This is a genomic window from Tunturiibacter empetritectus (genome assembly GCF_013410875.1).
In the GTDB taxonomy this organism is placed as follows: Bacteria; Acidobacteriota; Terriglobia; order Terriglobales; family Acidobacteriaceae; genus Edaphobacter; species Edaphobacter empetritectus.
The window spans coordinates 1966622-1992714 of sequence record NZ_JACCCU010000001.1 but is presented as its reverse complement, the minus strand read 5'-3'; the positions used below and the strand labels follow the sequence as shown (position 1 = coordinate 1992714).

At 57.2% G+C, this 26093-nt stretch carries 19 protein-coding genes and 2 tRNA genes; 6 read left to right on the top strand and 15 right to left on the bottom strand.

Going from position 1 to position 26093, the window contains the following annotated elements:
* The first annotated feature begins 46 nt into the window (after positions 1 to 46).
* Positions 47 to 1225: a pyridoxal phosphate-dependent aminotransferase gene (locus HDF08_RS08475; RefSeq protein WP_179638036.1), complete on the top strand. Its 1179-nt coding sequence runs from the start codon at positions 47 to 49 to the stop codon at positions 1223 to 1225.
* A gap of 57 nt (positions 1226 to 1282) precedes the next feature.
* On the opposite strand, the gene HDF08_RS08470 is transcribed toward HDF08_RS08475, so the two are convergent.
* From HDF08_RS08470 to HDF08_RS08450, 5 genes are all read right to left on the bottom strand, one after another.
* Positions 1283 to 1912, bottom strand: coding sequence for an MBL fold metallo-hydrolase (locus HDF08_RS08470; protein WP_179638035.1), 630 nt, complete (start codon positions 1910 to 1912; stop codon positions 1283 to 1285).
* Positions 1913 to 2039: 127 nt separating this feature from the next.
* Positions 2040 to 2339 carry a preprotein translocase subunit SecG gene (secG, locus tag HDF08_RS08465; protein ID WP_179638034.1) on the bottom strand — a complete coding sequence of 100 codons (300 nt, stop codon included), beginning with the start codon at positions 2337 to 2339 and terminating at the stop codon, positions 2040 to 2042.
* A gap of 211 nt (positions 2340 to 2550) precedes the next feature.
* Positions 2551 to 3309: a response regulator transcription factor gene (locus HDF08_RS08460; RefSeq protein ID WP_179638033.1), complete on the bottom strand. Its 759-nt coding sequence runs from the start codon at positions 3307 to 3309 to the stop codon at positions 2551 to 2553.
* Between the two features lie 253 nt (positions 3310 to 3562).
* Positions 3563 to 4528: a UDP-glucuronic acid decarboxylase family protein gene (locus HDF08_RS08455; RefSeq protein ID WP_179638032.1), complete on the bottom strand. Its 966-nt coding sequence runs from the start codon at positions 4526 to 4528 to the stop codon at positions 3563 to 3565.
* 89 nt (positions 4529 to 4617) lie between these two features.
* Entirely contained in the window at positions 4618 to 6036 is a 1419-nt protein-coding gene (locus HDF08_RS08450) for a UDP-glucose dehydrogenase family protein (protein WP_179638031.1), read from the bottom strand.
* A gap of 703 nt (positions 6037 to 6739) precedes the next feature.
* Between HDF08_RS08450 and HDF08_RS08445 the strand changes: the two genes are divergently transcribed.
* Entirely contained in the window at positions 6740 to 8191 is a 1452-nt protein-coding gene (locus HDF08_RS08445) for a sugar transferase (protein WP_179638030.1), read from the top strand.
* Positions 8192 to 8218: 27 nt separating this feature from the next.
* Here HDF08_RS08445 and HDF08_RS21655 read toward each other — a convergent pair whose 3' ends face one another.
* The 5 genes from HDF08_RS21655 to HDF08_RS08425 form a co-directional block, all read right to left on the bottom strand.
* Positions 8219 to 8395: an SDR family oxidoreductase gene (locus HDF08_RS21655; RefSeq protein ID WP_257030926.1), complete on the bottom strand. Its 177-nt coding sequence runs from the start codon at positions 8393 to 8395 to the stop codon at positions 8219 to 8221.
* A gap of 4 nt (positions 8396 to 8399) precedes the next feature.
* On the bottom strand, positions 8400 to 8966 hold the full coding sequence (locus tag HDF08_RS08440) for an SDR family NAD(P)-dependent oxidoreductase (protein ID WP_257030925.1): 567 nt from the start codon (positions 8964 to 8966) through the stop codon (positions 8400 to 8402).
* A 165-nt stretch (positions 8967 to 9131) separates the two neighbouring features.
* A tRNA-Leu gene (locus HDF08_RS08435) sits at positions 9132 to 9216 on the bottom strand.
* A gap of 227 nt (positions 9217 to 9443) precedes the next feature.
* Positions 9444 to 11876, bottom strand: a complete 2433-nt coding sequence (locus HDF08_RS08430; RefSeq protein ID WP_179638029.1) for an Orn/Lys/Arg family decarboxylase — start codon at positions 11874 to 11876, stop codon at positions 9444 to 9446.
* Positions 11877 to 12000: 124 nt separating this feature from the next.
* Complete coding sequence (locus HDF08_RS08425; RefSeq protein ID WP_179638028.1) at positions 12001 to 12861, bottom strand: NmrA family NAD(P)-binding protein; 861 nt, start codon at positions 12859 to 12861, stop codon at positions 12001 to 12003.
* Between the two features lie 230 nt (positions 12862 to 13091).
* On the opposite strand from HDF08_RS08425, the gene HDF08_RS08420 reads away from it, so the two are divergent.
* Positions 13092 to 14264 carry an FAD-dependent oxidoreductase gene (locus tag HDF08_RS08420; RefSeq protein WP_257030924.1) on the top strand — a complete coding sequence of 391 codons (1173 nt, stop codon included), beginning with the start codon at positions 13092 to 13094 and terminating at the stop codon, positions 14262 to 14264.
* Here the strand turns inward: HDF08_RS08420 and HDF08_RS08415 are convergent.
* Positions 14261 to 14983 carry an HAD family hydrolase gene (locus HDF08_RS08415; RefSeq protein WP_373563144.1) on the bottom strand — a complete coding sequence of 241 codons (723 nt, stop codon included), beginning with the start codon at positions 14981 to 14983 and terminating at the stop codon, positions 14261 to 14263. The two genes, HDF08_RS08420 and HDF08_RS08415, sit on opposite strands and share 4 nt — an antisense overlap.
* A 171-nt stretch (positions 14984 to 15154) precedes the next feature.
* Between HDF08_RS08415 and HDF08_RS08410 the strand changes: the two genes are divergently transcribed.
* Together HDF08_RS08410 and HDF08_RS08405 are read left to right on the top strand one after the other, a co-directional pair.
* Positions 15155 to 18430 carry a serine/threonine-protein kinase gene (locus HDF08_RS08410; protein WP_179638026.1) on the top strand — a complete coding sequence of 1092 codons (3276 nt, stop codon included), beginning with the start codon at positions 15155 to 15157 and terminating at the stop codon, positions 18428 to 18430.
* A gap of 136 nt (positions 18431 to 18566) precedes the next feature.
* Entirely contained in the window at positions 18567 to 19610 is a 1044-nt protein-coding gene (locus HDF08_RS08405) for a ligand-gated ion channel (RefSeq protein WP_179638025.1), read from the top strand.
* Positions 19611 to 19756: 146 nt separating this feature from the next.
* Here the strand turns inward: HDF08_RS08405 and HDF08_RS08400 are convergent.
* From HDF08_RS08400 to HDF08_RS08390, 3 genes are all read right to left on the bottom strand, one after another.
* Positions 19757 to 19844 (bottom strand) — tRNA-Ser (locus tag HDF08_RS08400).
* Positions 19845 to 19914: 70 nt separating this feature from the next.
* Positions 19915 to 21693 (bottom strand): carboxypeptidase-like regulatory domain-containing protein, encoded by a 1779-nt coding sequence (locus HDF08_RS08395; protein WP_179638024.1) that lies wholly within the window; start codon positions 21691 to 21693, stop codon positions 19915 to 19917.
* A complete protein-coding gene (locus HDF08_RS08390; RefSeq protein WP_179638023.1) occupies positions 21690 to 23321 on the bottom strand; it encodes a carboxypeptidase-like regulatory domain-containing protein in 1632 nt (543 codons plus the stop codon). Before HDF08_RS08390 ends, HDF08_RS08395 begins: the two co-directional genes overlap by 4 nt.
* Positions 23322 to 23480: 159 nt before the next feature.
* Here HDF08_RS08390 and HDF08_RS08385 point away from each other — a divergent pair, with 159 nt between their 5' ends.
* Complete coding sequence (locus tag HDF08_RS08385) at positions 23481 to 24752, top strand: WD40/YVTN/BNR-like repeat-containing protein (protein ID WP_179638022.1); 1272 nt, start codon at positions 23481 to 23483, stop codon at positions 24750 to 24752.
* A 318-nt stretch (positions 24753 to 25070) separates the two neighbouring features.
* On the opposite strand, the gene HDF08_RS08380 is transcribed toward HDF08_RS08385, so the two are convergent.
* Positions 25071 to 26051: an AraC family transcriptional regulator gene (locus HDF08_RS08380; protein ID WP_179638021.1), complete on the bottom strand. Its 981-nt coding sequence runs from the start codon at positions 26049 to 26051 to the stop codon at positions 25071 to 25073.
* Positions 26052 to 26093: the final 42 nt, after the last annotated feature.

Below are 26093 nucleotides of genomic sequence, written 5' to 3'. Positions count from 1 at the left end.
TGGTTGAGGGAGGGGACCGGATTCGCTGAACGATTAGCATGGAAGGGTGAGCTATCGGTTTTCGACGCGGACGGGTTGGGATGTGGGGGAGAGTGGGTTCGCAGCTGCGATTCGCGAGGCGCGGGCGGCGGGGCGGAAGCTGGTGGACCTGACGGTGTCGAACCCTACGGTGTGTGGGTTTGAGTATGACGCGGAGGCTGTGCTTGCGCCTTTGGCTAGCGGGGAGGCAATGATCTACGATCCCGATCCTCGTGGGATGAGGTTCGCGCGGGAGGCGGTTGCCGGGTACTACGGGGGGCATGGCGCGGAGGTTGATCCGGACAGCGTGGTGCTGACGACCAGTACGAGCGAGGGGTATGGGTATCTTTTTCGGCTGCTGTGCGACGCGGGTGATGAGGTGCTGGTGGCGCAGCCGAGCTATCCGCTGTTCGATTTTCTGGCGGATCTGGAGGATGTGCGGCTGAGGCCTTATCCGCTGTTCTATGACTATGGATGGTGGATCGACTTTGCGGAGCTGGAGCGCCGGATTGGGCCGAGGACCAAGGCTCTGGTTGTGGTGCATCCGAATAATCCGACCGGGCACGTAACGGGGGCGGGGGAGCGGGGGCGGCTGGAGGAGATCTGTGCGCGGCACGGGTTGGCGCTGATCGTGGATGAGGTGTTTCTGGACTATCCGCTGGAGGAGGGGATGAGGCTGACGAGCTTTGCCGTGGGGCCGCACCCGGAACTGACGTTTGTGCTGAGCGGGATGAGCAAGATTGCGGGGTTGCCGCAGATGAAGGTTGGGTGGATCGTGGGGCTTGGGCCGGAGAGGGATCGAATGCAGGCGATGGGGCGGCTGGAGGTGGTTGCGGATACTTTTCTGTCGGTGAACGCGCCGATGCAGCGGGCGCTGCCGGTCTGGCTGGCGGAGAGACGGGGGATTCAGGCGCAGATTTTGCAGCGGGTGAGGGAGAATCTGCGGCTTGCGGTTGAGGGTGGGGTCGAGGTGCTGAAGGTGGAGGCTGGGTGGAGCGCGATTCTGCGGCTGCGTCAGAGGCATGGGGTGGGCGATGTTGCTGAGAGTTTGTTACGAGAGGCGGGGGTGATCGTGCATCTAGGGAGCTTTTACGGGATCGGTGAAGCTGGGCGGGTGGTGGTGAGTTTGCTGGGATCCGCGGAGGAGTTTGCGGAGGGGATTTCAAGAATCAAAAGGGTAACTGGGTGGAACCACGGTAGTTACTAGTTCATGTGATGCATGTAAAGCTGTACATTTAATGTTTTATGTAAGCGATTGTTTTTACTAGCTTTGAAGAAATGGATTAGAGTCTCGTTCTGCACCAATGGTGGTTTTGGAACCGTGTCCGGGGATGACGGTGACCTCGTCCGGCAGGGTGAGAAGGCGGTCGTGGATGGAGGCAAGAAGCTTGCGAATGTCGCCACCGGGGAGGTCCGTGCGGCCGATAGAGCCGGCGAAGAGGGTGTCACCTGCGAGAAGGAGGGATTGGGCGGGAAGGTAGAGGCAGACGCTGCCTTCGGTGTGGCCGGGGGTGTGGAGGATGGAGCCGGTGAGACCGGTTACAGCGATGAACTTGCCGTCGTCGAGGGTGTCGTCGGGGGTTGAGACGGTGGGGGTGGGGATGCCGAGCCAGCCTGCCTGAATGTCCATCATCTTGACCAGAGGGAGGTCGTGTTGGTTGTAGAGGATGGGGGCGCCGGTGAGCTGCTTGAGGCGATGGGCTCCGGCGATGTGGTCGATGTGGGCGTGGGTGATAACGATCTTTTTGACAGTGAGGTTGTGGTTAGCCAGGACGGCCATGATTCGGGGAATGTTGTCGCCGGGGTCGACGACAATGGCCTCGAGGGAGGTTTCATCTCCCAGGATGGAGCAGTTACATTGCAGCGGGCCGACGGGAAGAATCTCGTGGATCATGCTGTTTTAGCCTTCTTAGGGGAAATGTTGTGAGTGAAAATGCGCAAAGCTGGAACTAAAAATGCGTAAGGCTGTGAATTAAAAAATGCGCAAGCCCAAGGCCTGCGCATCTCTGAAGATTCGGCAGCTACTTCTTGGCAGGTGTCGTCTGGCTGGCGGGGTGGGCGGTGCCGGAGAGGACGGAGTGGTCGCCACTGGCGCGTGAGAGCAGGATGGTGAGGCCAATGGAGGTCAGCATGAAGACGATGGCCGAGTAGGTGGTGAGCTTAGTGAGGAGATTGGCCGCACCGCGGGGGCCGAAGGCGGTCTGGGATCCCTGGCCGCCGAAGGCGCCGGCGAGGTCGGCGGACTTGCCCTGCTGCAGGAGGACTACGCCGATGAGAAAGAGACAGACGATAACGTGAATGATGACGAGAAGAATAACCATCGGAGCTGCTTGCTACCTCTTGGAGTCGGAGAGTGATCTCCGGAGAATGTCTGGGATCGGCACAAAGTCCCCACGCCTTGCGGCGTTCGCACCTAAACCTAAAACTTAGTGTACCACCGGGTGGCGAGGAAGGCCCAGTTCGTGGTGACTTCGTGGTGCGGGCTTTCTTGCAGTCTTCTGGCGATCGCCTGGCGCTTCAAAAGACGGAACACTAGGCGGTTTTGATGATTGCGATCTTGTTGGAGGATGCGGGGTGGCTGGGGCGATTTTGTGTCGGGTAATGCACGTCGCGAGGGGTTAGGGCGTAGAGGACGGCCTCCATGCGGTTGGAGACGCCCAGCTTATCGTAGATGCGGAAGAGGTGATTTTTTATGGTGTGCTCGCTGAGCTTCAAGATGGTCGCCAGCTCGGAGTTGCTGAGGCCGTCGGAGAGAAGATGCAGAACCTGCTGCTCACGGGTGGTGAGCAGAGGCTTGCCGTGGCGATCGATGACGTTGGTCGATCTGGGGTGCGAGAGAGAGGACACCAGGTGGGCGAGCAACTCGTTCTTTGCCCAGATCTGCCCCTGGTGAACGCATCGGATGCACTTGCAGAGGAGCTCGAAGCGCAGGTCGGCGCTGCCGAAGATGCCTTTGGCTCCAGCACGGAACAGGGAGATAACTTCGGCGTAGTCGGGATCCTGGGTGAGGACGACGACGCGGGTATTTTTGTAAAAGTCGGGAAGGGATTGAAGGATGGAGACGGCACCCTGAGTGTTCTCCATCATGGACGAGCCGATGAGGATGATGTCGACCGGGAGGGGCCTGGTCGCGTTGACGAGATGCAGGACATCATTGACCGGGGCGACGATCTGGATGTCGGGAACGGTTTCGAAGGCTCCCTGCAAGAGCTCGCAGAGCATGACCGGCAAGTTGGCCACAAACACCTTGATGACGTTCGGGGAGATGCTTTCTTCAGTAACTCGCTTCATGAGTCCCTCCAGCGCAAAGAGTGATGGCTCAATTGAGAACATCTTCTCACTGTTGAAGATGTTCCCCAGATGAAAAAGTTACAGGATCTGCTGTCTATAATTGTGGGCTAAGTGCTTATCGAGCGTCGCTTAGAACGATTCAAATCCACGAGAATTTAACAATGGAAGTTGGGCACTTTTTCAGATTATGCGGATCTAAGTTCTTTGTTTTGCATAGAGACGACTTTACTGGTTTTTGCATGAGAAAAACTTCTCAGGTCTGCGAGTTTTGCACTAGTCCAGTTTCGGCGTGCTCCTGGAAGTAGGACAGAGACATTTCGAGTCCTTGACGCAGTTGAATTTTGGGAGTCCATCCGAGAAGGCTGATCGCCTTACTGATGTCCGGCCTGCGACGGGTTGGGTCGTCTTGGGGGAGGGGCTTGAAGACGATTTTTTTGTCGGATCCGATGAGCTTGAGAATCTCTTCGGCACAACTGAGGATGGTCCACTCTTCGGGATTGCCTATGTTGACGGGGAGATGCTCGTTGGAGGCTGCAAGGGCGAGGATGCCTGCGATCAGATCGGAGACATAGCAGAAGCTTCTGGTCTGCATTCCGTCACCGTAGATGGTGAGAGGCTCGCCACGCAGGGCCTGTGACATGAGGTTGGAGATGACGCGGCCATCGTTAATTTGTAACCTTGGTCCGTACGTGTTGAAGATCCGCACCAGGTGCGTGTTGACGCGATGGTAGCGGTGATAGGCCATGACGGCGGCCTCAGAGAATCTCTTGGCTTCGTCATAGACCGAACGGGGTCCGATGGGATTGACGTGTCCCCAGTAGGTCTCGGTTTGAGGATGAACCTCGGGGTCGCCGTAGCACTCTGAGGTAGAGGCGTGGAGGTAGCCGGCGTGATACTTCTTTGCGATCTCGAGAGTGTTGATGGTTCCGGCTGACCCGACGAGGAGGGTTTCGACGCCGAGCCGGGCATAGTCCACGGGGCTTGCCGGGGAGGCGAAGTTGAAGACGTAGTCGACTTTGCCTGGGTCAAAGGGCTGGCAGATGTCGAGGCGCTCGAAGTCGAAGCGGGACTCGTTATGAAGGTGGGCGAGATTGGCCATGTTGCCTGTGCTCAGGTTGTCGACGCCGAGGACGGTGTTTCCGGCACTCAGCAGGGAGTCGCAAAGGTGCGAACCGAGAAACCCTGCTGCTCCGGTTACTAGAATTTTTTTGGCGTTCATATCTTCCTCAAATCCCCCTAAGGTGCGAGTTCCGGTTGGCTGCCTGAGGTCCTACCGGATTGCACAAGACAGTTCAGTGGCTAATGTCCTTATCGAGTGCGAGACGCGACGGTTGCGAGCTCCTCCGTGTGATGCCGCGTTGGTCTGCCTACGCTGAAGTATGTAATCTCATTTTCCAGCATCAGCTCGGGATCATAGAGATTGCGGCCATCAAGGATGATAGGGAAGCGCATTGCCGCGGCGAGACGCTGAAGGTCGAGACGTGCAAACTCCGACCAGTCTGTGAGGATCAGAAGAGCGTCGACGTCGCTGGAGGCGTCGTAGGGGTCGAAGGCGTATTGAATCTCAGGTCCGGCAGGGAGTATCTGCTGCGCACGCTGCATGGCGGCGGGATCGAAGGCACGGATGGAGCATCCCTCTTCGATCAACATTCGGACCAGCTCGATTGCGGGAGAGTCGCGAATGTCGTCGGTCCCACCTTTGAAGGCGAGGCCAAGAACGCCGAGCTTTTTGCCGCGGAGCGTCCAGAGCGCGGAACGAACCTTATTGAGGAATCGCCGCTTCTGGTCGACGTTGATGTTCTCGACTTCAGAGAGCAGAGAGAAGTTGACTCCAAGCTGCTCGGCGACTGAGCGGAAGGCGGCGACATCCTTCGGGAAGCAGGATCCGCCGTAACCGATGCCGGGCCGCAGAAATTTTGGTCCGATACGGCTGTCGAGGCCCATGCCCTGGGCTACCTGTTCGACGTCTGCGTCTGCGGCCTCGCAGAGATTGGAGACGGCGTTGATGAAGGAGATTTTGAGGGCGAGGAAGGCGTTGGAGGCGTGCTTGATGATCTCGGCGCTCTTGGTGGAGGTACGCAGCAGAGGTGGCGGAGCGTCGTTATTGCAGGAGCCGTCGATTGCTCCGGCTTTAGCGTAGTACCTGCCCGTGGTCAAGGGCTCGTAGATCTTCGCCATGATCTCGGCGGCGCGGTCGCTGTCGGTTCCTACGACGATTCGGTCGGGATGGAGGAAGTCAGCGACGGCTGTTCCTTCGCGGAGGAACTCGGGGTTGGAGACGACATCGAACATCTCCCGAGAGACGCCGTTGCGCTCCATGACCCTGCGAATCCATTCATTGGTATAGACGGGGACCGTGCTCTTTTCCGCTATGACTTTATAGGTAGTGATGGAACGCGCAATCTCACTGGCGACGGCTTCGACATAGGACAGGTCGGCATCTCCTGTCTCGCTCTGGGGTGTGCCGACTGCGATGAAGATTGCCTGCGCTTCGCGGGTTGCGGCAGAGAGGTCGGTGGTAAAACGCACTCTGGCGTTGCGATATCGCTGAAGAAGCTCCGGTAGATACTTCTCGTGAATCAGGCTTTCGCCGTCCTGCAATGCGGTCACTTTTTTCTGGTCGTTATCGACGCATACGACGCTGTGACCCATCTCTGCAAAACAGACAGCAGCTACTAATCCGACGTAACCGGAACCGACGACTGCAATGTGAATCGAATCACTCATAGGGTCTCCCAGGGTCTATCTTTTTTATGCACAAGATCGAGGTTGGCGGACGACTGCCCGCATCTTCCATCGGTCTATAAATAGGTGTCTACGGGCAGTGGGTCTTTTTGTAGGACGATCAAAATCGGGGATGAGTTGGCTTGATCGTGTCGATATTTCAGGTATCTAAAATATCGACAGCGACGAACCACTGGAGGAGGTCCTCCGAATACCAGCGGGATCGATCTGGAGTTCACGGAGAGGTGGTTGGTGGAAGGTGCAGGAGCAAGATTGTTTGTGAGTCTATCCATGAGGCCCTCCAGCACGGACGATGCTCGCTAATGAAAATTTTCTCAGTTCGATGTCGCTCTGTTGCAGAAAAACGCTCAAGTCTCCTTATATCGCAGGTTGCGGTGTTGATGCCATCTTATTTTGTCCACGGGTGTCGCCTTCGTGAATAGACTGGAGACAATTTAGAGACATATCGTCGACTTCTCAATAGATTGACCGCCTAATTAAATTGAGATTTTCGGGCAAATGGCGGGAGAATTGCCTGCTTTATGATCGCCTCGACTCTTGTGAGAAATCCTTCTTGGGTATTTTTTCTTCATTGCTTGATGTTGTTGGGACAGGTTAGTCTGAGTGTGAGACGTTCGGGCTTAATCAGCTACTCAGCGGTTCCACCAACTTTGCGAGAAGACACTTTTCAGAAGGGGCTTCCCGAATGACACCGTCCAATCGAATAACCATTTTAGGGCTGGCCCCAATCGGCGATATCGGGCTTTTGCTTTGCTGTCTTGGACTCTCTTACATCACTGCGGTTCATCAGCGGGCATCTGACGTCTTCAACTCACTGGAGACCCACTATCCTATCCAGGTTTTTGCGGCGACTCTGGTGCTGGTTCTGGGATGGCACGTCATACTCAGGTCCAATGGTTTTTATCGTTCCCGCCGATTGGCCGGCTCAGTGAGAGAAGTACTCGATGTCTGCACTGCCAGTTCGCTGTGTGCACTGTTGAGTTGCGTCTGGCTGTGGCTGATCGCATCGCGTTCCATGCGTAACACGATGGATCTGGCCGTTGTCGCGGCGCTCCTCGGCATTATGAGCTTTGCGGCGTTTCTTACGACCCGTCTCGTCGCTCGCGCGACGATGCAGGTTTTTCGAGCCCGTGGACACAACCGCAGGCATGTGCTGATCGTGGGCACCAATCGCCGTGCCAACAGCTTCGTGCAAGAGCTGGCCAGCCACCCGGAGTGGGGGTACTGTATCCAGGGTTTTGTGGACGATCAATGGTGGAGCAAGCAGACAGCGGACTCTCAGCTGGGAACCATAGTCGGTGGTTTGGATTCCGTTCCTGAACTATTGAGGACACTGCCTGTGGATGAGGTCATTGTTGCTCTGCCTCTGGCTTCGTTCTACCAGCAGATTGCGGGCATTATCTCCTCCTGCCGCGATCACGGTATCGCGGTCCGGTTTCTGGGCACGTTCTTCGATCAGGACGAGTCGAAGCGAAGCGATTTTCTGCGTGGAACCATTGGCACCATCACACTGCATGATGAGTCCTGGGATGCCTGGGCGTTCCTAATCAAACGTGCGACCGATATCACAGTTTCGCTGCTGTTGCTGCTGGCGCTCGCACCACTCTTCCTGATGATCGCGTTGTTGATCAAACTGACTGATCCCGGTCCTGTCTTTTTTAGACAGATCAGGATGGGGTACGGCAAGCGTCCTTTTGAGATTCTGAAGTTTCGCACGATGGTGCAAAATGCGGAACGTCTTATGTCGCAGGTGGAGCACTTGAATGAGACCCAGGGGCCGACATTCAAGCTGAAGAATGATCCGCGGATCACCTCAGCGGGCAAGTTTCTTCGCAAGACGAGTCTGGATGAGATTCCGCAGCTGATCAATGTGCTAGTCGGGCACATGAGCCTTGTGGGTCCGCGACCGCTTCCGCTGCGCGACTACGAGGGATTTTCGCAGGACTGGCATAGACGGCGGTTCAGCGTGAAGCCTGGAATCACATGCCTGTGGCAGATTATGGGCAGGAGTTCCATTGGATTTGACGAATGGATGGCTTTGGATATGCGGTATATCGACCAGTGGTCGGTGTGGCTGGATATCAAGATTCTTTTTCAGACGATTCCTGCGGTGTTCCGCGGGTCTGGTGCTGTGTAGTACAGATCTCCTGATGTTCGTTACTCTTTAGCGCATGACGAAGCCACCGTCGACCGAGATCGACTGGCCAGTAACGTAGCTCGCGGCTGAACTGCAGAGCCATAGGACGGCATCGGCGATCTCTTCAGGCCGACCCAACCGTCCCATCGGCACGTAGGTCTTCATCATCACATCGAGCTCTTCCCCCTGACCTTCGGCGATCATCTTATCATCCTGGGCATATGGCGTTGACGCGAATGCCGCGCGTAGCATATTCCAGAGCCGCACTTTTCGTGAATCCAAGAACACCGTGTTTCGCGGCATGGTAAGTGCCACGCCGGGGACCACCGATAAGACCTCCAAGCGAAGAGCAGTTAACGATGGCTCCGCTGCCTTGCTTGCGCATCTGCTGCAGCTCGAACTTCATGCAGCTCCACACACCACGCAGGTTGATCCCCATGATCCGGTCGTAGTCGTCGCGGGGAGAGTCGGCAGTCTCGGCAAGGACATTTTGAACGCCGGCATTGTTGTAGGCTGCATCGAGTCGTCCGAAGGTGGCGACCGTCTGCTGAACCATTGCTTCTACCTGAGCGTCATCAGCCACGTCACATTGGATCGCCAGCGTCTTGTGACCTTTCGCAGCCAGTTCTTCGGCTGCGGACTGGACCGCTTTCTCGCTCCAGTCCGCCAAGACCACGGATGCACCTGACTCAGCAAAAGCCCTGGCTGTGGCAAGCCCCAAGCCGGACGCCGCGCCTGTAACGACTGCAACTTTATTTTCGAAGGAGATATTCATAGCGAATTCCTCATGTTTGGTTATATCGTGCAGACAGCTTGAGGTCAGTCTCGGTTGATTCCGCGAAGGTGACGCTATTTAGAGTCTGTGCGTTGGATGGCGGCGAGCACAGAAAAGGCCGACCGCTCTGGTCGACCCTGAATAAATCCTTCAAAAAGGTTGGATTGGTGCGGAGGAGGGGACTTGAACCCCTATGCCTTGCGGCGCTAGCACCTCAAGCTAGTGCGTCTGCCAATTTCGCCACCTCCGCGCTTTGACTCGACGCTGGGGAGCGCGAGGTGCGGTAAGCAATCCGAAGGTAAGTATAGCATCTGCGACGGGTTGAGCGGGAGTGGGTGTGGATAAGGTTTCTCGGCTGAGTGCGTAGAGTGTTCCAAGCTCAAGGACAGAGGTCGCTCAAGAGCCGCACGGCCTCTTTGTCAGGTAGAAGAGGCCGTTCCAATTGCCTTGCATGTGCCGATAAGCACTGTATCGAGATTATCTTTCGGTTGCGAGGCCGCTTCCCGGGACGATAGGCGAGGTGGCAGAGACGCGCTTCTTCTTCTGGACCGGCGGGGCGGCGTTTGGTGGACGCTGCTTTCCGTGGCCATTGCCGTTCTTCTTTTTGCCGTTGGTCTCGATGACGGCGCGCATCCAGTAGTTTCCTTCCGCATCGGTCTCGATGCCGTGGACCTCACGCTCGAAGCCGGGAAAGCGCTTGCCGAACTCTTCCATGGCGAGGATGAGCTTGATGACCGGGCTTTCGGTGCCGCCGAGGCGTTCGCCGGGCATGGACATGGGGATGCCGGGAGGGTAGGGAACCAGCATGACGGCAGCGATTCTGCCGGCCATCTCTGAGAAGCGGATCTTCTCCGTCTCGTGGCGGAGAAGCTTCTGGTAGGTCTGGGCCGGAGTGAGGACGGGATCAAAGTCTTCGTCGCAGGCGTCGTTGACGAGGCCGGAGAGGTTGAGCTGAACCATCGCTGTGTGCATCTCGTCAGAGAGCTCTTTGAGGCTGACGTTGCGATAACGATGAGGAAAGCGGGAGACCAGCTCGGGCAGAGCCTCTTCGAGGGAGGCTTCGGAGTCGTAGAGGCGTTTGAACTCGAAGAGGTTTTCGAGCAGGGCGCCCCACTTCCCTTTGGAGGTGCCGACGGAAAAGAGAACGAGGACCGTGTAGTCGCCAGTGCGGGCGATTTCGACGCGGCGTCCGTCGAGGAACTCGGTGACGATGGCTGCGGGGATGCCCGACTCACTGACCTTCCCTTGCGCGTTGACGCCTGGGGTGAGGATCGTGACTTTGGTGGGGTCGAGCATGCAGTAGTCTTCGGCGATGTCTTCGTCCTGGAAGCCGTGCCACTCTTCGCCGGGCTTGAGGGTCCAGGCGCTGGAGCGGTTGGTAAGAAGACCGTCAGCTGCCTCTTCGAGGAGGTAGGTCTTTCCATCGAGCGGATCGAAGACGTACTCAGGTTGATAGAGACGGAAGAACCAGCCTTGCTCGGCTTCGCGCAGACGGTGGCCGATGGAGGACATGGCCTTGCGGAAGCTGATGGCGTCCTGCAGGGTCTCGCTCATAAGAGTGGGGCCTGCGGGCTCGTCCATCATGGCGGCCGCTACGTCCAGCGAGGCGATCAAAGGATAGAAGGGCGAGGTGGTTCCGTGCATCATGAAGGACTCGTTGAACTGATCGAAGTCGAGGTTGGCGCGAGGGCTTAGCTTGACGTGGATCATGGAGCCCATCGAGAAGGCGGCTAGCATCTTGTGCGTGGACTGGACGGCGAAGATGGTGGGGCGATCGGGCATGTCGTCTGGGACGCCCATCGCGAAGCGACCCTGATAGATCTCGTGGAACTTGGCGTAGGCGTACCATGCCTCGTCGAAGTGAATGCGTGGGACGGACTTCGAGAGCTCGGTGACGACCCGGTTGACGTCGTAGCAGAGGCCGTCGTAGGTGGAGTTGGTGACGACGGCGTAGGTGGGGTTCTGGTTGGCGACGCCGGTGGTGAGCGGGCTCTTGTCGATAATGCCGCGGACGAACTCTGGGCTGAAGCGCTTGAGGGGGACGAGGCCGATCATGCCGTAGCCGTTGCGCGTGGGCTTCATGTAGACCGGACGCGCGCCGGTAACGGTGAGGGAGTGGCAGATGGACTTGTGGCAGTTGGCGTCGGCGAGGACGATGTCGTCCTGCGCGATGACGCCGTGGCCGACGATCTGGTTGGAGGTGCTGGAGCCGCCGAGGACGTAGAAGGTCCAGTCGGCACCGAAGATGCGGGCGGCGTTGCGTTCAGACTCGCCGGGAGGCCCAAGATGGTCGAGCCAGGAGCCGAGCGGCGCGGTGGAGATGCCGAGGTCGGAACGCATGATGTTTTCGCCGAAGAACTTGTGGAACTCCATGCCGACGGGATGCTTGAGGTAGGCGACGCCGCCCATGTGTCCGGGTGCGTCCCAGGAGTACGCTCCCTGGTCGTTGTATTTTTTGAGTTCGCGGAAGTAGGGCGGGAGGAGTTGCTCGTGGTAGCGCTCTACGGCGAAGTCGACGCGATTGGCGATGAAGGCGGGGGTGTCGCCGAAGAGGTGGATGTACTCGTGGACCTGTTTGACGACTTCGAGGGGGAGTTCACTGACGAGGGTGCGGTCGGCGATGAGGAAGATGGGGATTTTTTTGTTGCGGCGGCGTACAGCGCGAAGGATCGCCAGCGCTGCGCCTTCAGCGAACTGGTTCTCGCCCTCGAGGTCCCAGTCCAGGAGGATTGCACTGTAGGACGGATCGGATGTGACCAGGGACAAACCGTCCTCCGGCGTGGAGGTGCGTACCACCTCATATCCTTCAAGGCGAATCGCCTCAACCAGACGCTCCATGGCGCGGTCTGAGACTGAATCCGTACCGCCAACTTCACTCGCAATCAATAAAACCCAACGGCCTTCGCTCATACACCTCTCACTTCTTGTTCTTATCCTCTTAGATGTTACAGGGAAGTTTTGTGAGGTGTTTCTCGCAGGTGAATGTTAGGCAAATTGTTGAACGGATGGCACAGTTCAACGAGCGAAGTGAGCGCTAGCTTTCACCGCTGGCGCGTTCCTGCAGGTAATCGGGGAGAGCGCGCGGCTCCCTTTCGAGAATGGCTCGCAGGACCAGAGCGTTTCCTCCGGGAAATCCGTAATGATCGTAGTCTTCATACATTCGCTTCAGACCTTCGTAGACTGGGCCTTCCGGTACTTTGGATTGTTGAGCCCACTCCTCGAAGGGCGTCTCTGCCGCTACGATTGTCCGTCCGAGCGCTTTACTCATCATGGCCGCGACCTCGACCCGGTTGACCATTCCTGAAGCACACAGCTCGAAGGTTCCGTACGCTAACCTGTCAGTCGTCAGAGCCAAGGCTGCAGCTTCGGCAACATCGCGATAGTCGACGTAGCAGACCATCGCCTTAGTCGAGTAGGGAAGCGAAAGTCGACCTGATTTCACGATCTGACTCCATCCACCGTCGAGCGTCTGCATAAACATAGTGGGTTGAAGCACAGTGAAATCCATTCCCGACTCGTACATAGCCTCTTCAACTGGGCGCTTCGATGCATGGTTTGACATCTTTGATATGGATGGGTGTATGGCGCTCGAAAAGACAAACTTTCGAACGCCGGCAGACTTTGCCGCTTCGACCATGGCCACGCCCATATCGGCTTCGTGGGGTGCAAAAGCAGGATTGATGTGGAAGACACCATCGACTCCATTCGCTGCCGTCAGGAGAGTCTCCGGTTTTTGCAGGTCGCCTATCGCAGTCTCCCGAGCTCCCCGCTGCAGGGCATCCGCTATCTTGCTCTCGTCTTGCACCAGCGCACGTACCGTGACACCACGCCTCGTCAGCTCTGGTACGACCAGGCTGGCATATGTTCCTGTTGCGCCTACCATCAAAACCTTCATCGATCTCTCCCATAGTGTTTTTCTACTCTTCACCGACCATAGACGCTAAAGAAGGTGGAGCCGGATGCCCGCTCTCACTCTATGTGCGGTCTCAGACCAACAAGAATGACGAACGGTAAGGTATTCAAACGGTGTCGGGGCCTGATTTGAGTGCGAGAATTCGGTTTGAAGTGAAGATGCGAGCTTATTCTGAGCAGAGAAACTAACGATATTTGATTGGTAGAGAGCTGATGAATCGACGGACGTTTTTGCAGCATGCGAATATGACTGCGGTGTCGCTGGCCGCTGGTGGTGGATTGTTTGGGTGCGTCAGGAGGCCGATTGGCGCGGCAATCGCAGCGGGGGCTTTGCCGGTGAATCTGCCGGAGACGGCTTGTTCGCTGCCTAGGGTGAGGGTGTCTGCGGAACGTGAGATACGGACGGTTGTGGGGTTGCGGCCGTTTCGGCACTCTGGATTTCGCGTTGCCAGAGAGATGGTGGGCGAGACGATCGTTGTCCATAACTATGGTCACGGTGGCGGCGGGATTACGTTGAGTTGGGGAACTTCAAAGTTGGCGACTGACCTTGGTTTGCCGGGGCATGTCGGGCCAGTTGCAGTGTTGGGGTGTGGTGCAGTGGGATTGGCTACGGCCCGGCTGGTGCAGGAGGTAGGATTCGATGTGACGATCTACGCAAAGGCTCTCCCGCCGGAGACTACCTCGAATATTGCGGGTGGGCAGTGGCTACCGGCCACCGTATATGACTCGGACAGGACTTTGACCCCGGAGTTTACGGCGCAGTTCGTGGCAGCGGCACAGTATGCGTACCGGCGTTACCAGATTATGATGGACCCGAAGTATGGGATTCGGTGGATGCGTAACTATGTTTTGTCGGATGAGCCGTGGCCGTCGCAAACAGATGAGGGGATGCTTAAGGGACTAAGGCCGGAGATCAAGACCCTGCCGGCGGGAGCGCATCCGTTTACAGGCAAGTACGCACGACAGTTTGACGGGATGATTGTTGAGCCTCCGATCTATCTGCCTGCGATGCTGACTGAGGTTCGCATCGCAGGTGGCAGAGTGGTCGTTCGCGAGATGAAGAGTCTCGACGAGGTGCGCGCGTTGCCGGAGAAACTCGTCTTCAATTGCACGGGCCTCGGGGCAAAGGCACTGTTCGGCGATGAAGAGATGACGCCGGTTCGGGGACAACTGACGATCCTGCTGCCTCAGCCCGAGGTGACTTATGCCACGGTCTATGAGGACACCTACATGTTCTCGCGGCGAGATGGAGTGGTGCTGGGTGGAACCCATGAGATGGGCGATTGGAACCTGCAGCCTGACCTGGCGACAAAGGCTGCGATTCTGGCGAAGCAGGCGAAGTTATTTAACGGGATGCGGGATTGCAAGAGCCCGGCGCTTGCTTAGAAGTGCTGGGTAAGTTCGGCAAAGCTGGCTAGCTCGAGTAACTGCTGGCCAGCAGGGGGCTGATTGACGGCCTCGTGCTCCAGCACCCATGTGAAGTCGTGAGGGATGAAGATGGCGTTCAGTCCAGCGGAGAGCGCAGGGTTGACGTCGGAGCGTGGGCTGTTGCCGATCATCCAGGTGTTACAAGAGTCGCAGGCGTGGTGGGAGACGAGAGACTCGTAGGCCTGAGGATGTTTTTCAGACAGCACCTCGACGGCAGTGAAGTGAGGAGCCAGGCCGGAGCGATGCAGCTTGCCGGTTTGCTCGTCATGGTCTCCCTTGGTAACCAGAATGAGGCGGTGACGCGTGGCGAGTTCGCTGAGCGTGGGGGCGACGTTGGGGAGAAGTTCGATCTCCTGATTCGCTATGGACTGGGCGAAGCTTTCAATGCGGTGATGCTTTTCGTCGGTCATGGGGGCGTCGCTAAGCTGCTCGAAGCAGGTGACCAGCGATCGGCGGAAGCTGTGGAGTCCGTAACCGTGGGCGCGGATGGTATCGTGCTCGACCTGGTTGAGGTGGCTGCGAACCTCTTCGGCGGTGTGAACCCGGTGATCGAGGTAGGAGATGAAGCTGGTGATGGCACGCTCGAAGTAGATATTGTTCTCCCAGAGCGTGTCGTCGGCGTCGATCAGGAGGGTCTGGTGGAGTGGGCGACGGTCGATTTGGGTGGGAGAGTTCACAGACTGATTATAAGGTCGAGGAGGCGGCGCTTGATGGAGAGGATGGAGACTGAACGACATGCCACGCTTGGGGGATATATTCCCTGAACTGGTTATGCGAGAGTTGGAAGCGATCACCAAGCGAAGATATTGGTTCTGACCGGGGCTGGGGAGAATAGAAGGAACCGAGGCATGATTCCAGAGGCTGGCCAGAGATTCGGCCCGTACGAGATCCTGGGCACACTGGGCGGCGGAGGCATGGGCCTGGTCTTTCGCGCCTGGGATGAAAGGCTGCATCGCGAGGTTGCGGTAAAGCTTCTGCACGAGAGCTACAAGATGCCCGGTATGCGGGAGCGCTTTCTGCAAGAGGCTCGGGCGGCGTCTGCATTGAATCACCAAAATATCTGTACGGTGTTCGACATCGGCGAACAGAACGGTACTCCATATCTAGTGATGGAGTTGCTGGAGGGCGAGACGGTAAAGTCTCGAATCGAACACGGTGCGCTTTCGCCAGAGGAGATTGTTCGCTATGCACTGGAGATATCGGACGCGCTGGCGGCAGCACACACCAAAGGGATTGTGCATCGCGATATCAAGCCGGCAAATATCTTTCTGGTGAAGTTGCCAAATGGAAAGAGCCAGGCGAAGGTGCTGGACTTTGGCCTGGCGAAGATTGGGATCGAAGTACGCGGCGGGTGGGAGTCGCGGACGCTGGATATGTCACTGTCGGGAGCGACGGTCGGAACGGTGGCGTATATGTCGCCGGAGCAGGCACGGGGCGAGTCGCTGGATACGCGGTCGGACATGTTCTCGCTGGGTGTCGTGATGTATGAGATGGCGACGCGACGGGTGCCGTTTGAAGGAACGACGAGCGCGCTAATGTTTGTACAGCTTCTTAGTCATACGCCTGACTCGGTGCGTAACTGGAATGAATCGATTCCACGTGACCTGGAGCGAATTATTTTGAAGCTGATGGCGAAGAGCCGAGGTGAGCGATTCCAGACGACGCAGGAGTTGCAGGAGGCGCTGGTCAGGGTTGGTGGGAAACTGGGTCGAGGCGGATGGCTCCATAAGGGATCTTTGGCAGCGGTTCCGCTCGTTCGCGCTTATGATCCGGTGGCTTTGCATAAGGGGCCGAAGCGCAGGTCTGAGCCAGACAAGGGCGATACGGCGGGACGGCGGCTCTCGGTAGCGGAGACGAAAGGGGTGAGTCATGGCAATAAACGGATACGCCCCGCGCTCAGACCGAGGCAGGATCGTGGCAGCGATGTGGAGGGCTCGCGATCCGCGCAGGCGAGCGCAATCGCCTTTGAGAGTACAGATACGCAGTGGCAACCGCTCTCCGAATACGGCGTGGCCGAGCAAGGCGATTCGTCTCAAGACTCTGTCCTACCACATGTTGGTTATGGCGCGCCGGCGGCAGCGAAGACGCGATCTTACGAACCGGGTTCGATAAGATTCCGAAGTGGATTGGCTGCTGTTGACGAGGACCGCGACGACGATGCCAAGCACGAAGCAGGGGAGTGGGTCGCCTCTGAAGAGGACTTACTGTCGGAGTTGGTGGCCGAGCAGGGGAAGAAGGCCCGGGTGCGGATGGTAGTCGCGGTGACGATGATTCTCGGCGTCGCGGCGGCAGCCTCTCTCACGATGGGGATGAGCCTCTTTCGACCGATGGTGCTAAAGCCAAATGATCGTTTGTTACTGACTCTTATCCAAAATAAGACCGGGGACAAGACGCTGGATGGCACGGTGATGCAGGGGCTTGAGATTGCGCTTCATCAGTCGAGGACTTTGAATGTCCTGGGTAGTGAGGCGTATCACGCGGGCCTGGTCCAGATAGAGCCCGGAAACACAGGCGCGACTATAGCAGTGCCGGTGTGGAGCGTCGCGCAGAAGATTGGCACGCGAGCCTATTTGTATGGCGAGATCAATGGAGCGGAGGCGCCCTACACGATTAGTGTCGACGTGTTGCGGACAGACTCGAATGACAAGGTGGCAAGCCTCGATGAGACTGCCGCAAGCAGGGAAGAAATTCCGGCGGCGATCGGACGCCTGGCGCTGGCTGTGCGGAGAGAGATCAGCGCAGACAGTAAATCCGACCTGCGAAGAAATATTCCATTTGCCGATGAGGCATCGGCAAGCCTGGACGCGCTGCACGCTTACTTCGCGGGCGCGACGGCGGAGCAGAGTGGCCGAGTCACCGATGCGTTGAAGGCATACCAGGAGGCTGTTCGTTTCGACCCGAAGTTTGTTCAGGCGCAGATGCGTCTTGCGTGGCTTTATCGCGAAGAGAGAGCTGAAGTGGCATCGGCCAACGCTGCCGGTTTCGCACGCGATGCTGCCGTTCACTCGAGCGAAGCGGTGAAGTTGCTGGCGAAGTTTTGCTTCGAGGTGAATGGGAGCGGGAATCTGGTTCAGGCTACCAGGACGATCCGTGAGTATGTGCTGCGGTATCCGCTCAGCGTCGACGGGCGAAAGGATCTGGCGCTGGCACTGCGAGTGCAACGGCTGTTCCCGGAGGCTTTGCAGGCTGCGCAGCAGGGGTATGAGACGAATCCGTTCGATGCAGAGGCTTATATCGAGGCAGAACGTGACTTGATCGGGATGGATCGGTACGGGAGCGTTCTTGAATTGGAATCACAGGCTGGTCATGTTGGCGTTGCGAGTGGCACGAACGTTCTGACCGCGGCATACCTGGACGGAAGAGAAGATCTTGTGGCCGAGCAGAACAAAGAACTGCAGGCTGCGCTCACCGGACCAACGATGGGCAATCGCGCGCAGGTGACTTACGCGGATTTGAATAACTACGGTCTTTATCTGGATAACACGGGGAAGAAGAGCGCGGCTCTCGACCTGTGGCGGAGTGCGGCTGCGAAAGCCGGCGACGAGGCTAAGCTTTCTGGCACTCAGGCGTCTTTGTTGGCACAAGGTGCGCTTGATCACGCTCTTGCGGAGAGTTGCCCTGTCGCGCTTGAGATGGTTGAGGAAGGGAAGGGCTTGCCGAAGGGGCCAGTTGCAAGCTTCAACGCGGGAATGGCAGCGGCTCTTTGTGGAGATCAACCGTACGCGATAAAGACCGCTCTCATTCTGCAACAGGACTTTCCGCGAAATACAGCAGTGGTTCAGGATTACGCGCCGGAGTTGAAGGCTGCAGCGTCAATTGGAATCAATGAACCCGGAAAGGCTATTCCGAATCTGGGTGCTTCTGGAAACGAGAACCAGACGTTGTTCGCGGCCTATCTGCGCGGCATGGCACATACCGCATTGGGACAGACGCCTCAGGCAAACATCGATTTTCAGGAAGTGTTGGCTCGGCGTGGCGAAGCGTCGATGCAGGATGGAGACCTCTATCCGATGGCAGGGATAAGCGTAGCGCGGAACTACAAGGCTAGTCGCACTCCACCGGAAAAAGTCGAGACGTATCGACCATTGAAGTATGGAAAGAAGGAGGCTAGGGGTGGCCTCTAATATAGTGGCATTTGGCTGAGACTTGTGACCCAAGGAGATAGGAGTCGCCCTCGCGAATAAGATTTCTGATACATTAGGGCGCACACCCTGGACAACTCCTATGAAGCAATGCGGCCTCTTCCGTGCAAAGCTAGCCATGTTTTTGATAATGGCCCCCATCTCTATTCCCGCATCTTCTGCAGTGAAAACGGCGCCAAAGCCCAGTGTGGATCTTCGCAAACATCCCACCGGCGGCAAGACGCCAATTGAAGTTTCGCTGGGGCTTTACATCACAAACTTTGTAGCGATAGACGAATCTCGTGAAAGTTTTGAGGTCGGTGGCTACCTTACTGGCAGATGGCAGGATCCGCGTCTTGTCTTGCCCCCGGGCCAGATCGCAGACAAGGCAACAGCGCAAACTCTGACTCGTACCTTTCGTCTGGAAGACCTTTGGACTCCCGCGATTGAGGCGGCAAACTCCATCTCCCATAAGACGACCCAGTATTCTTTAATTGCCGATAGAGACGGCTTTGTCACGTACATCGAGCGCTTCGACACCGTTCTTTCCAACGACTATGACTTGAAGAGATTCCCCTTCGATACTCAGGTCCTTCAGTTTGAAGTTCAACCGTTTCTCTCAACCGCCTCCGAGATTCGATTCGCCCCTCAGCCTCTGCAATCCACCGGCGTCAGTCCTGAGCAACACACTCAGCTTGCTGCCTGGGAGATAAACGATCTTCGCTACACTGCGGAGAAGGTGGCCCGCGATCGCTTCCTTCCTCCTACCCAGGAAGCGGTCTTCCAACTTGCTGTCAAACGGCGATCGGGTTTTTATCTCTGGAAGATCTTTGTTCCGCTGGCGATGATGACTCTGGTTCCAGTGGTCGTCTTTTGGATCGACGTTGAGCAGTTCGATTGGCTCCTGAAAGTTCCAATGACCATGCTGCTCTCCATGGTGGCCTTCGAGTTCACGATTACGCGCGACCTTCCGCGAGTGGGCTACGTGACGTTTCTGGACGCTGTCTTCCTCGCCAGCTTCGCCCTCTGCTTTCTTTGTATCTTTGAAATTACTGCGGTCTATCTCATGCAAAAACGTGGAATGAGGTCTACGGCAGAGAAGGTACATTCCAACGGGAAATGGATCTACCCGGTGACGTACCTCGGCGTAATTTTGCTCCTGGCCGCTACCTTCCTTACTTAGAGTTTATTGGCCTATCATTGGCCACCGGTACGCGCTAAAGATCCACAACAGGGCACATCGGAAGTGCCTGAGGAAGCACTTTTGATGCTGATTTGCCCGGCTTACGGCTATAGTTTATTGAATTTGAAAAGGGGAGTTTAAAAATATGGCGGAGAGACAGGGATTCGAACCCTGGATACCTTGCGGTATACACGCTTTCCAAGCGTGCGCCTTCAGCCACTCGGCCATCTCTCCGCAGTATTGCGGGCCTTTTTGAATCTACCACAATTCGAAGGCCGCCGATGCCTTCGCGCACCTCCTAATCCTATGGAGCCTGCGCAACTACATTCTGCTTCACGCTTGCAGAGGGCTTCAGCTCCATCGGCACCCCTTGCGTGAGATAGCGGCGCAACGTCGATCGATCTCCCCAGTTGATCTGCCATCCTTTGTCGATAACGACCAGAATGTATTGCCCCGGGATGACGTTCTCGATATCAAAGCTTCCATCTGTATTGGTCTGGTCCTGCCGCAAAAAATCAATGGAGTCAGGCTCTTCAATCGTGATTGGAACCAGCAGGGCCATTGCGCCCACCGCGGGTTTTCCCTCGAGCGCAGCGATTCCACTAACATTGGCCCGGCCATTCGCAACATGCACGGTAAGGGTCGTCTCACCCGCGGGCACCGTCACATATCGCCCCGAGGCTTCAGCCCCCTTAGCGGTCAATCCAGTCAGAAAGATGTTGGAGCCGCCCTGCAGAACAACTTCGTAACGTCCTGGCGGGACCTCGATGATCCGGTCTTTGGATTCCTTAGACTCCGCAGAAGGCGCTCTCGACCCGCGACGCCCTGCAAACCCGCCCTCCTCTCCCGCCGAAGAAAACGTCCCACGCTGCGTATCGGTGTCGATCAGGTTGACGCGAAGCCCTCTACCGCGTCTGTCACCGGCCTCTTCCGTATCACCGGCAAACCCGTCGATGTGGACTGTAACTCTGGCAATATCGTTCCTGGGCGCATCGAGATCCAGCGGTCGAACCGAGTTCGCCGCTACGTCGACCACAGTGGAGCGCCCATCCTGGCCCGGTATCCTCACCTGATAGAGCCCCGGCGTCAGCCCGCCAACATCAAACTCTCCCTGTGGGTCGCGATGGGTCGCAACTGAAACCAGGCGCGGAGCATTTGCACCGGGCATAATCTCTTCCACAATGGGAATTGCTTGTCCCTGGCGGACGTTAGCCCCTCCCACACCTCCTAATGGCGGAGCGATCTTCAGATGAATCGAAGCGATCGGAACAAGATGAAAGTCTGCCTGACGTGTATCGCCCGCATGCAGGACAATCGTCTCAGCAGTTGCGACATCACTGCCTCCAGGAAACCAGGTTGGCGGATATGCAACGTCGAGAGAAGGATCGACCGGCGACCCAGCAACTGCTATTCCACTTTGCTGCGACACCTCCGCATACCAGGGACGCGCCCGCACCGACAGGCGATATCCACCCGGAGACAGATTCGCCAACTCATACATGCCGCGATCATCGGTCCTGGCGCTCGTTCGCGAACCTGTGTTAGCTGGCGGACCTCCTGGACTTGACGGCGGCACGATGAAAAGAGAGATCTGCGCGTCTCTCACCGGCTCCCCGGCTTCATCCAGAACAAGGCCTTTGATGCTGGCCTCGGGACTAATTTTGAAACGCAGATCAATCTCCGGCGAATCAGCGGTCAGGACAACCGCAGACGAGAAGGCGCCGTGCTCCTCATAGGACTGGGTCACATAGCCCCGCGCACTCGCCCGCAGATTCCATGCACCAGCTGAAGGCAGCGGAATCGAAAAGCGGCCATGCTCATCGGCTTCAGAGCCGTCAGTCGAGGAAGGGAAGCGACGGCTCCCGAAGACCCCCTGAGCCACAAGAGTCGGGGTCAACCTGCAATGAGGAATCGGGCTCCCATCGATGCTGCTGACAACGACCCCGTTGATCTCATAGTGTGCCCCGACAGCAGTATGCTTCGCCTCCGGCTTCGTCTGTGCTCGAATTTGTGCGTGCGCTATCCCTCCGCACAGAGCTCCGGCAAAGAGCAGCAACGAAGCTTCCACAAGGCTCCATCTCATGGAATCACCTCCGTTGCCGGCACAGCATCAAGGTTCAGCGTAGGCTTATCGCCGACGTTGACCGTAACCGACTGCACATGACCACCAAACGGTGTCAGGCTCTCGGAATTACCGTAGTCGGCCGAGTGCCGTCGCTCAAAGGCGATAGCCTGATAACTCCCTGGCGGAAGATGATCGAAGCTATAACTGCCGGTCGAACTGCTGCGGGTACTGTAATCCAACTGAGCGCTCCGCCTGTTCGGGATCAGATATACCCAACTCGCCACAGGATCGCCGTTGAGGCGTACCGTCCCCTGCAACGCAGCCGTCTGATTGCTCACCACAACCCGTATCGGAGTTCCAGACGCTCCAGGCGCTACAAGCAGCTCCTGCTCCAACAGGTCGGAGTCGCCATAGCTGGCAGACTTGATATACCACGCGCCGCTATTACGTCCCACCAGCCGATAACTTCCAGGCGCAGCCGAGAAGAAGAAGGTCTGATTGCTCCGAGGTGACAACCTGACACTGGCCGATCCGCCATCAGAATCAGCCTGCTCACTCTGCAGACTGAGGCCCAGTTGCGCCAGTACAGTGGTACTCGCGGCGGAGGAGGAAGATTCGTCGATCAACAGCTCCACCGGAATCGACGGCACTGGCGAAAATCGTAGAGCCACTCCAGAGATATCGTGATCCGGAACCGTAACCGTTGTCTCAGCCAGCTCAGGAGCATCGGTATCTCCCATCGTCCGCACCGTCAGCGCATACGTTCCCTGGGGGAGCTGTATCTTGGTCTCATCTCCGCTTGCCGGCATCGAGCTAACCTGCACCGTACCTCCATTGGCGGCGCGGGCAGAGATGCGCTGGAAGCCGCGATCAGGGCGAACCTGCGAAATCTCAACGGTGTGGATCGCACTAACCGCCGGACGCAGCTCGAACGTCTGCTCTTCGCCGCTATGAATCCGAACTAGTTGTGAAGTATTACTTGCGCTACCGCTCGGAAATGCAACAGGAAGTACAGCTTCGCCAATTGCGGAGCTCCGCGGCAAGTAGCCCGTCTGTACTCGGTACTCTCCGGCAGGCACAGGAATTCGAAAGCCCCCATGCACGTCTGTCTGACGTTGATCAACCGGCACCCAACGTCGCCCCATCTCGTCATACACCCTTCTCATCGCGGTCACCGAGATCTCCGGAAGAGGTGTTCTATCCGGAGCCAGAACCACACCGGTAAGCAGCGCCTCAGGGTAGATGCGAAGCTCCAACGGCGCCGCAAGTTGTGCGGACTGCAGATACAGATTGCCCGCATCGCCATACTCTGCACTCGCATAAAACCCAGGCTTGGTCACCAGAAGGTTGGCGCTACTCTCTTTATTCTGTTCGAACCGGAATCTGCCTTCGCTATCGGTCAGCACTGCGCGGGTGTTGAGCCGAACCAGCGCTCTACGAACGGGCTGACCGGTGGCGGCATTGATCACTCGTCCCGAGACCAGGTCTGGCATACCCGGGTTTGCAATCGATGGGCCTCCCCCCGCGCTGCCGCCAACCTGGGCAGGCGATCGAACTCCATTCCCCAGCAAGGCACAGACCAGAGCCACAAAGCAAAGCAGCGAATCGCTGCGTCGGAGGCGACAGACGATTCGGTTTATGGACACGAAGCAGCACCTCGCCAGAAATAAGACGTCTCACACCCATATTAGTGAGAACCGAGTACCCCGGGTGAACTTTGCCTGACGCTACCCACAACTCATGAGATCCTGCGCCTTGCAGTAGATTTGAGGTGTTGATTCAAGCGCATCGAAACTGTTCTGGCCATGCCACGCCTATTCCCATATCGAACGTTCCTCAGTACAAGCCTCCTCCTCTGGATGACCCTCCCTGTAGCAGGGCAGGGGCAGGCTCTGACTTCCACTCCGAATCAAGCCGTCAGCACCGAAAGCAACGCAGCGAACGACAGGAACACCTGCTTCGTTCATCGAGTGACTGGCCTGCCGGGAAGTCATCAATTTGCCAGCGACTTTATCGAGGCCATAGCTGCCGACCCCAGCCCTGACGCCGATCCTGATTTGATCTGGGGCCTCACTGCGGATCTCAGCAACAAGCTTCCGTCCCAGGACCGAGCTATGTACATCTCGAAGTCAACCGACGGAGGCGCGACATGGACGCAGATCGCTCGAGTCGACTCCAAATACTTCGATGCTCGAATCGGTGAGGGTCTACGCAACGGTTTTATCATCTCTCCCGATGCAACCTACTTTATAATCACCACGCAGCGCGGAGCATTTCAAGTATCTCCTCAACCAAACCCCAACCAGACGCTGGTCAAACCCATTGCAGGTCCTCGCGTTCCCGACACGCCGCCCCGCACTCCCATCACGAAGAAGCCGGGCGACCCCCTGAGAGCCAGCGTCGTAGAGATCACACCCGACGGACAACATCTCCTCATCGGCTATGGCTACTTTGACCTCGAGCCCCAGCTCCTCCGCTACCACAAAGAGAGTGACGGCTCATGGATCGAAGATGGTCCCATCCCGCATCTCCCAACCGATATGGACCTGCTCTCCCTTCAGTTCGATGATCCCAAAAAACTCAACCCAGGCTTCCTCTATCTCGGAACAGGGGATCAGGTCTACCTGCTCAACCTCCACTCGATGAAGTGGAGCCGCATCGAAGGCGTCGGCCCTGACTCGGCGATCCATGGGATGAGTGTCGTCGGCGGTCTCCACCTGGCTGCGTGCTGGGGAGTCTACAACCCCTCAGGTCCAGGCACCGTCCGGCGAGTCACAAACGCCAGATTTTTGCTGCACAGAACCACCGACGAGACCGGTTCCAATGTCCGGGCCTACAGCATTGAGGTCGACCCCTCAAAGCCAACCCGCGAGGTCATCACCTCACTCACCGGCGTCTACACCAGCCAGGACAGCGGCGAAACCTGGACGAGGCTCAACGATCTTCCAGAAGAGGAGTTCCGCTCCGCCCACTTCAACTCCGATGGAACCGTCCTTATCTCTGGAATCGCAGGCACCTTCCTGGTCAACCCATTTGTAGAGTCCTGCGCGCCTCATTTGAAGAATCGCGAGAGATAACTCTCGTTCTTTGTCGATAGCGACGCAAGTGGAGTTATTGAGAGGCAACAGAACTAAAACACAACGTCTGATAACACATATTATGTATAGTGAGAAGGAGATGGTCGACAGAAGTGTCATGGTTCTAGCCATTAGCGCATTTTTGCCAGCTTTCATGAGCTAGTTCAATGAGCGTTTGCTAACCTTCTGCACGTCCTGAAGATCTGCACTGGCCTAAATCCATCCCCGTGTAAAAGCTGACCATATCTTTTGTGCCATCGTGAGTAGCGATACGTTGGAAGCCATTGACCTTGGGTCTCCCGCTTCCCTACCGCGTTTTCAGAAGGCATTACCCTGGTCTCCAAAACCACGTTTGAGGTATTCTCCAGGGCTGGCCCCGACAACTCGTTTGAACGCTTTACTGAACGCAGCGTCGGACTCGTAACCGACCGACCGAGCAACGTCTATGAGCTTTTTGTCACGCTCTTGTATCAGCTGCATCGCCTTCTGCATCCGCCACTCGGTTACATATTCCAGTGGTGTTTGTCCGAGTAGTTCTTTAAAACGGACTGCGAATGCGGAGCGAGACATGGTCGCCGCTGCGGCCAGGGATTCGACTGTCCAGGGTGTCTTGACACTGTCGTGAATGGCACTCAGGGCAGTGCCCATCTGAGGATCAAAAACCGCACGAAGCCATCCTTTGTTACGTTCCGGTCCCGACGCGATATGCGCACGGAGCACTTGAATAAACAGAACCTCGGCCAGTCGAGTCGCGACGACTTCAGATCCCGGCGCCTGTTCTGCCATCTCTGACGCCAGCGCCTGCACCGTGCTGTGAAGCGCCAGCGTGCGTGCCTGATCGGCCTTCATCAGAATGAAGCGCGGCAATAACTGAGTGACCGGCTTCAGGCTGGCGCGATCGAAACTCAGGGACCCACAGACGATTGTCGTCGGTGCGCCACCACCTCCATAAAGAGCGACATTGCCGTTGGCCGTGGCCCCAATCTCGCGGAAACTCCACCTCGGATGTGTTCGCGGGCTGTCGCGCAAAACAATCGAAGTCCCCTTAGCCAGCAAAAAGCAATCACCACCGGTGAGCGGAATCGGCTCCGCAATCCCTTCCACACTCAGCCAGCAGTTGCCGCGCGAGACCATGGCGAAGTGCGCCAAATCTGTGGGCGGCATCTTATTGCCGGAAGGCGTGATTTTTTCTTCGGTCTGATTTTCCTGTTTCACGCCCCACGGAGCTGTGGCTTCGAGCCTGTGCAGGCCGAAAGCGGTTACGTGCAACGTTCTGAAGATGTCTGTTATCGGGTCCAACTTAGCCTCCCTTCTTTGGACGAATAGACAAAATATTAGGAC

Excerpts from the sequence above, each read along its gene's own strand:
- HDF08_RS08470 (WP_179638035.1), bottom strand. The coding sequence starts at position 1,912 with ATGATCCACGAGATTCTTCCCGTCGGCCCGCTGCAATGTAACTGCTCC.
- secG (WP_179638034.1), bottom strand. The coding sequence starts at position 2,339 with ATGGTTATTCTTCTCGTCATCATTCACGTTATCGTCTGTCTCTTTCTC.
- HDF08_RS08460 (WP_179638033.1), bottom strand. The coding sequence starts at position 3,309 with ATGAAGCGAGTTACTGAAGAAAGCATCTCCCCGAACGTCATCAAGGTG.
- HDF08_RS08455 (WP_179638032.1), bottom strand. The coding sequence starts at position 4,528 with ATGAACGCCAAAAAAATTCTAGTAACCGGAGCAGCAGGGTTTCTCGGT.
- HDF08_RS08450 (WP_179638031.1), bottom strand. The coding sequence starts at position 6,036 with ATGAGTGATTCGATTCACATTGCAGTCGTCGGTTCCGGTTACGTCGGA.
- HDF08_RS08445 (WP_179638030.1), top strand. The coding sequence starts at position 6,740 with ATGACACCGTCCAATCGAATAACCATTTTAGGGCTGGCCCCAATCGGC.
- HDF08_RS21655 (WP_257030926.1), bottom strand. The coding sequence starts at position 8,395 with ATGATCGCCGAAGGTCAGGGGGAAGAGCTCGATGTGATGATGAAGACC.
- HDF08_RS08440 (WP_257030925.1), bottom strand. The coding sequence starts at position 8,966 with ATGAATATCTCCTTCGAAAATAAAGTTGCAGTCGTTACAGGCGCGGCG.
- HDF08_RS08430 (WP_179638029.1), bottom strand. The coding sequence starts at position 11,876 with ATGAGCGAAGGCCGTTGGGTTTTATTGATTGCGAGTGAAGTTGGCGGT.
- HDF08_RS08425 (WP_179638028.1), bottom strand. The coding sequence starts at position 12,861 with ATGAAGGTTTTGATGGTAGGCGCAACAGGAACATATGCCAGCCTGGTC.
- HDF08_RS08420 (WP_257030924.1), top strand. The coding sequence starts at position 13,092 with ATGAATCGACGGACGTTTTTGCAGCATGCGAATATGACTGCGGTGTCG.
- HDF08_RS08410 (WP_179638026.1), top strand. The coding sequence starts at position 15,155 with ATGATTCCAGAGGCTGGCCAGAGATTCGGCCCGTACGAGATCCTGGGC.
- HDF08_RS08405 (WP_179638025.1), top strand. The coding sequence starts at position 18,567 with ATGTTTTTGATAATGGCCCCCATCTCTATTCCCGCATCTTCTGCAGTG.
- HDF08_RS08395 (WP_179638024.1), bottom strand. The coding sequence starts at position 21,693 with ATGAGATGGAGCCTTGTGGAAGCTTCGTTGCTGCTCTTTGCCGGAGCT.
- HDF08_RS08385 (WP_179638022.1), top strand. The coding sequence starts at position 23,481 with ATGCCACGCCTATTCCCATATCGAACGTTCCTCAGTACAAGCCTCCTC.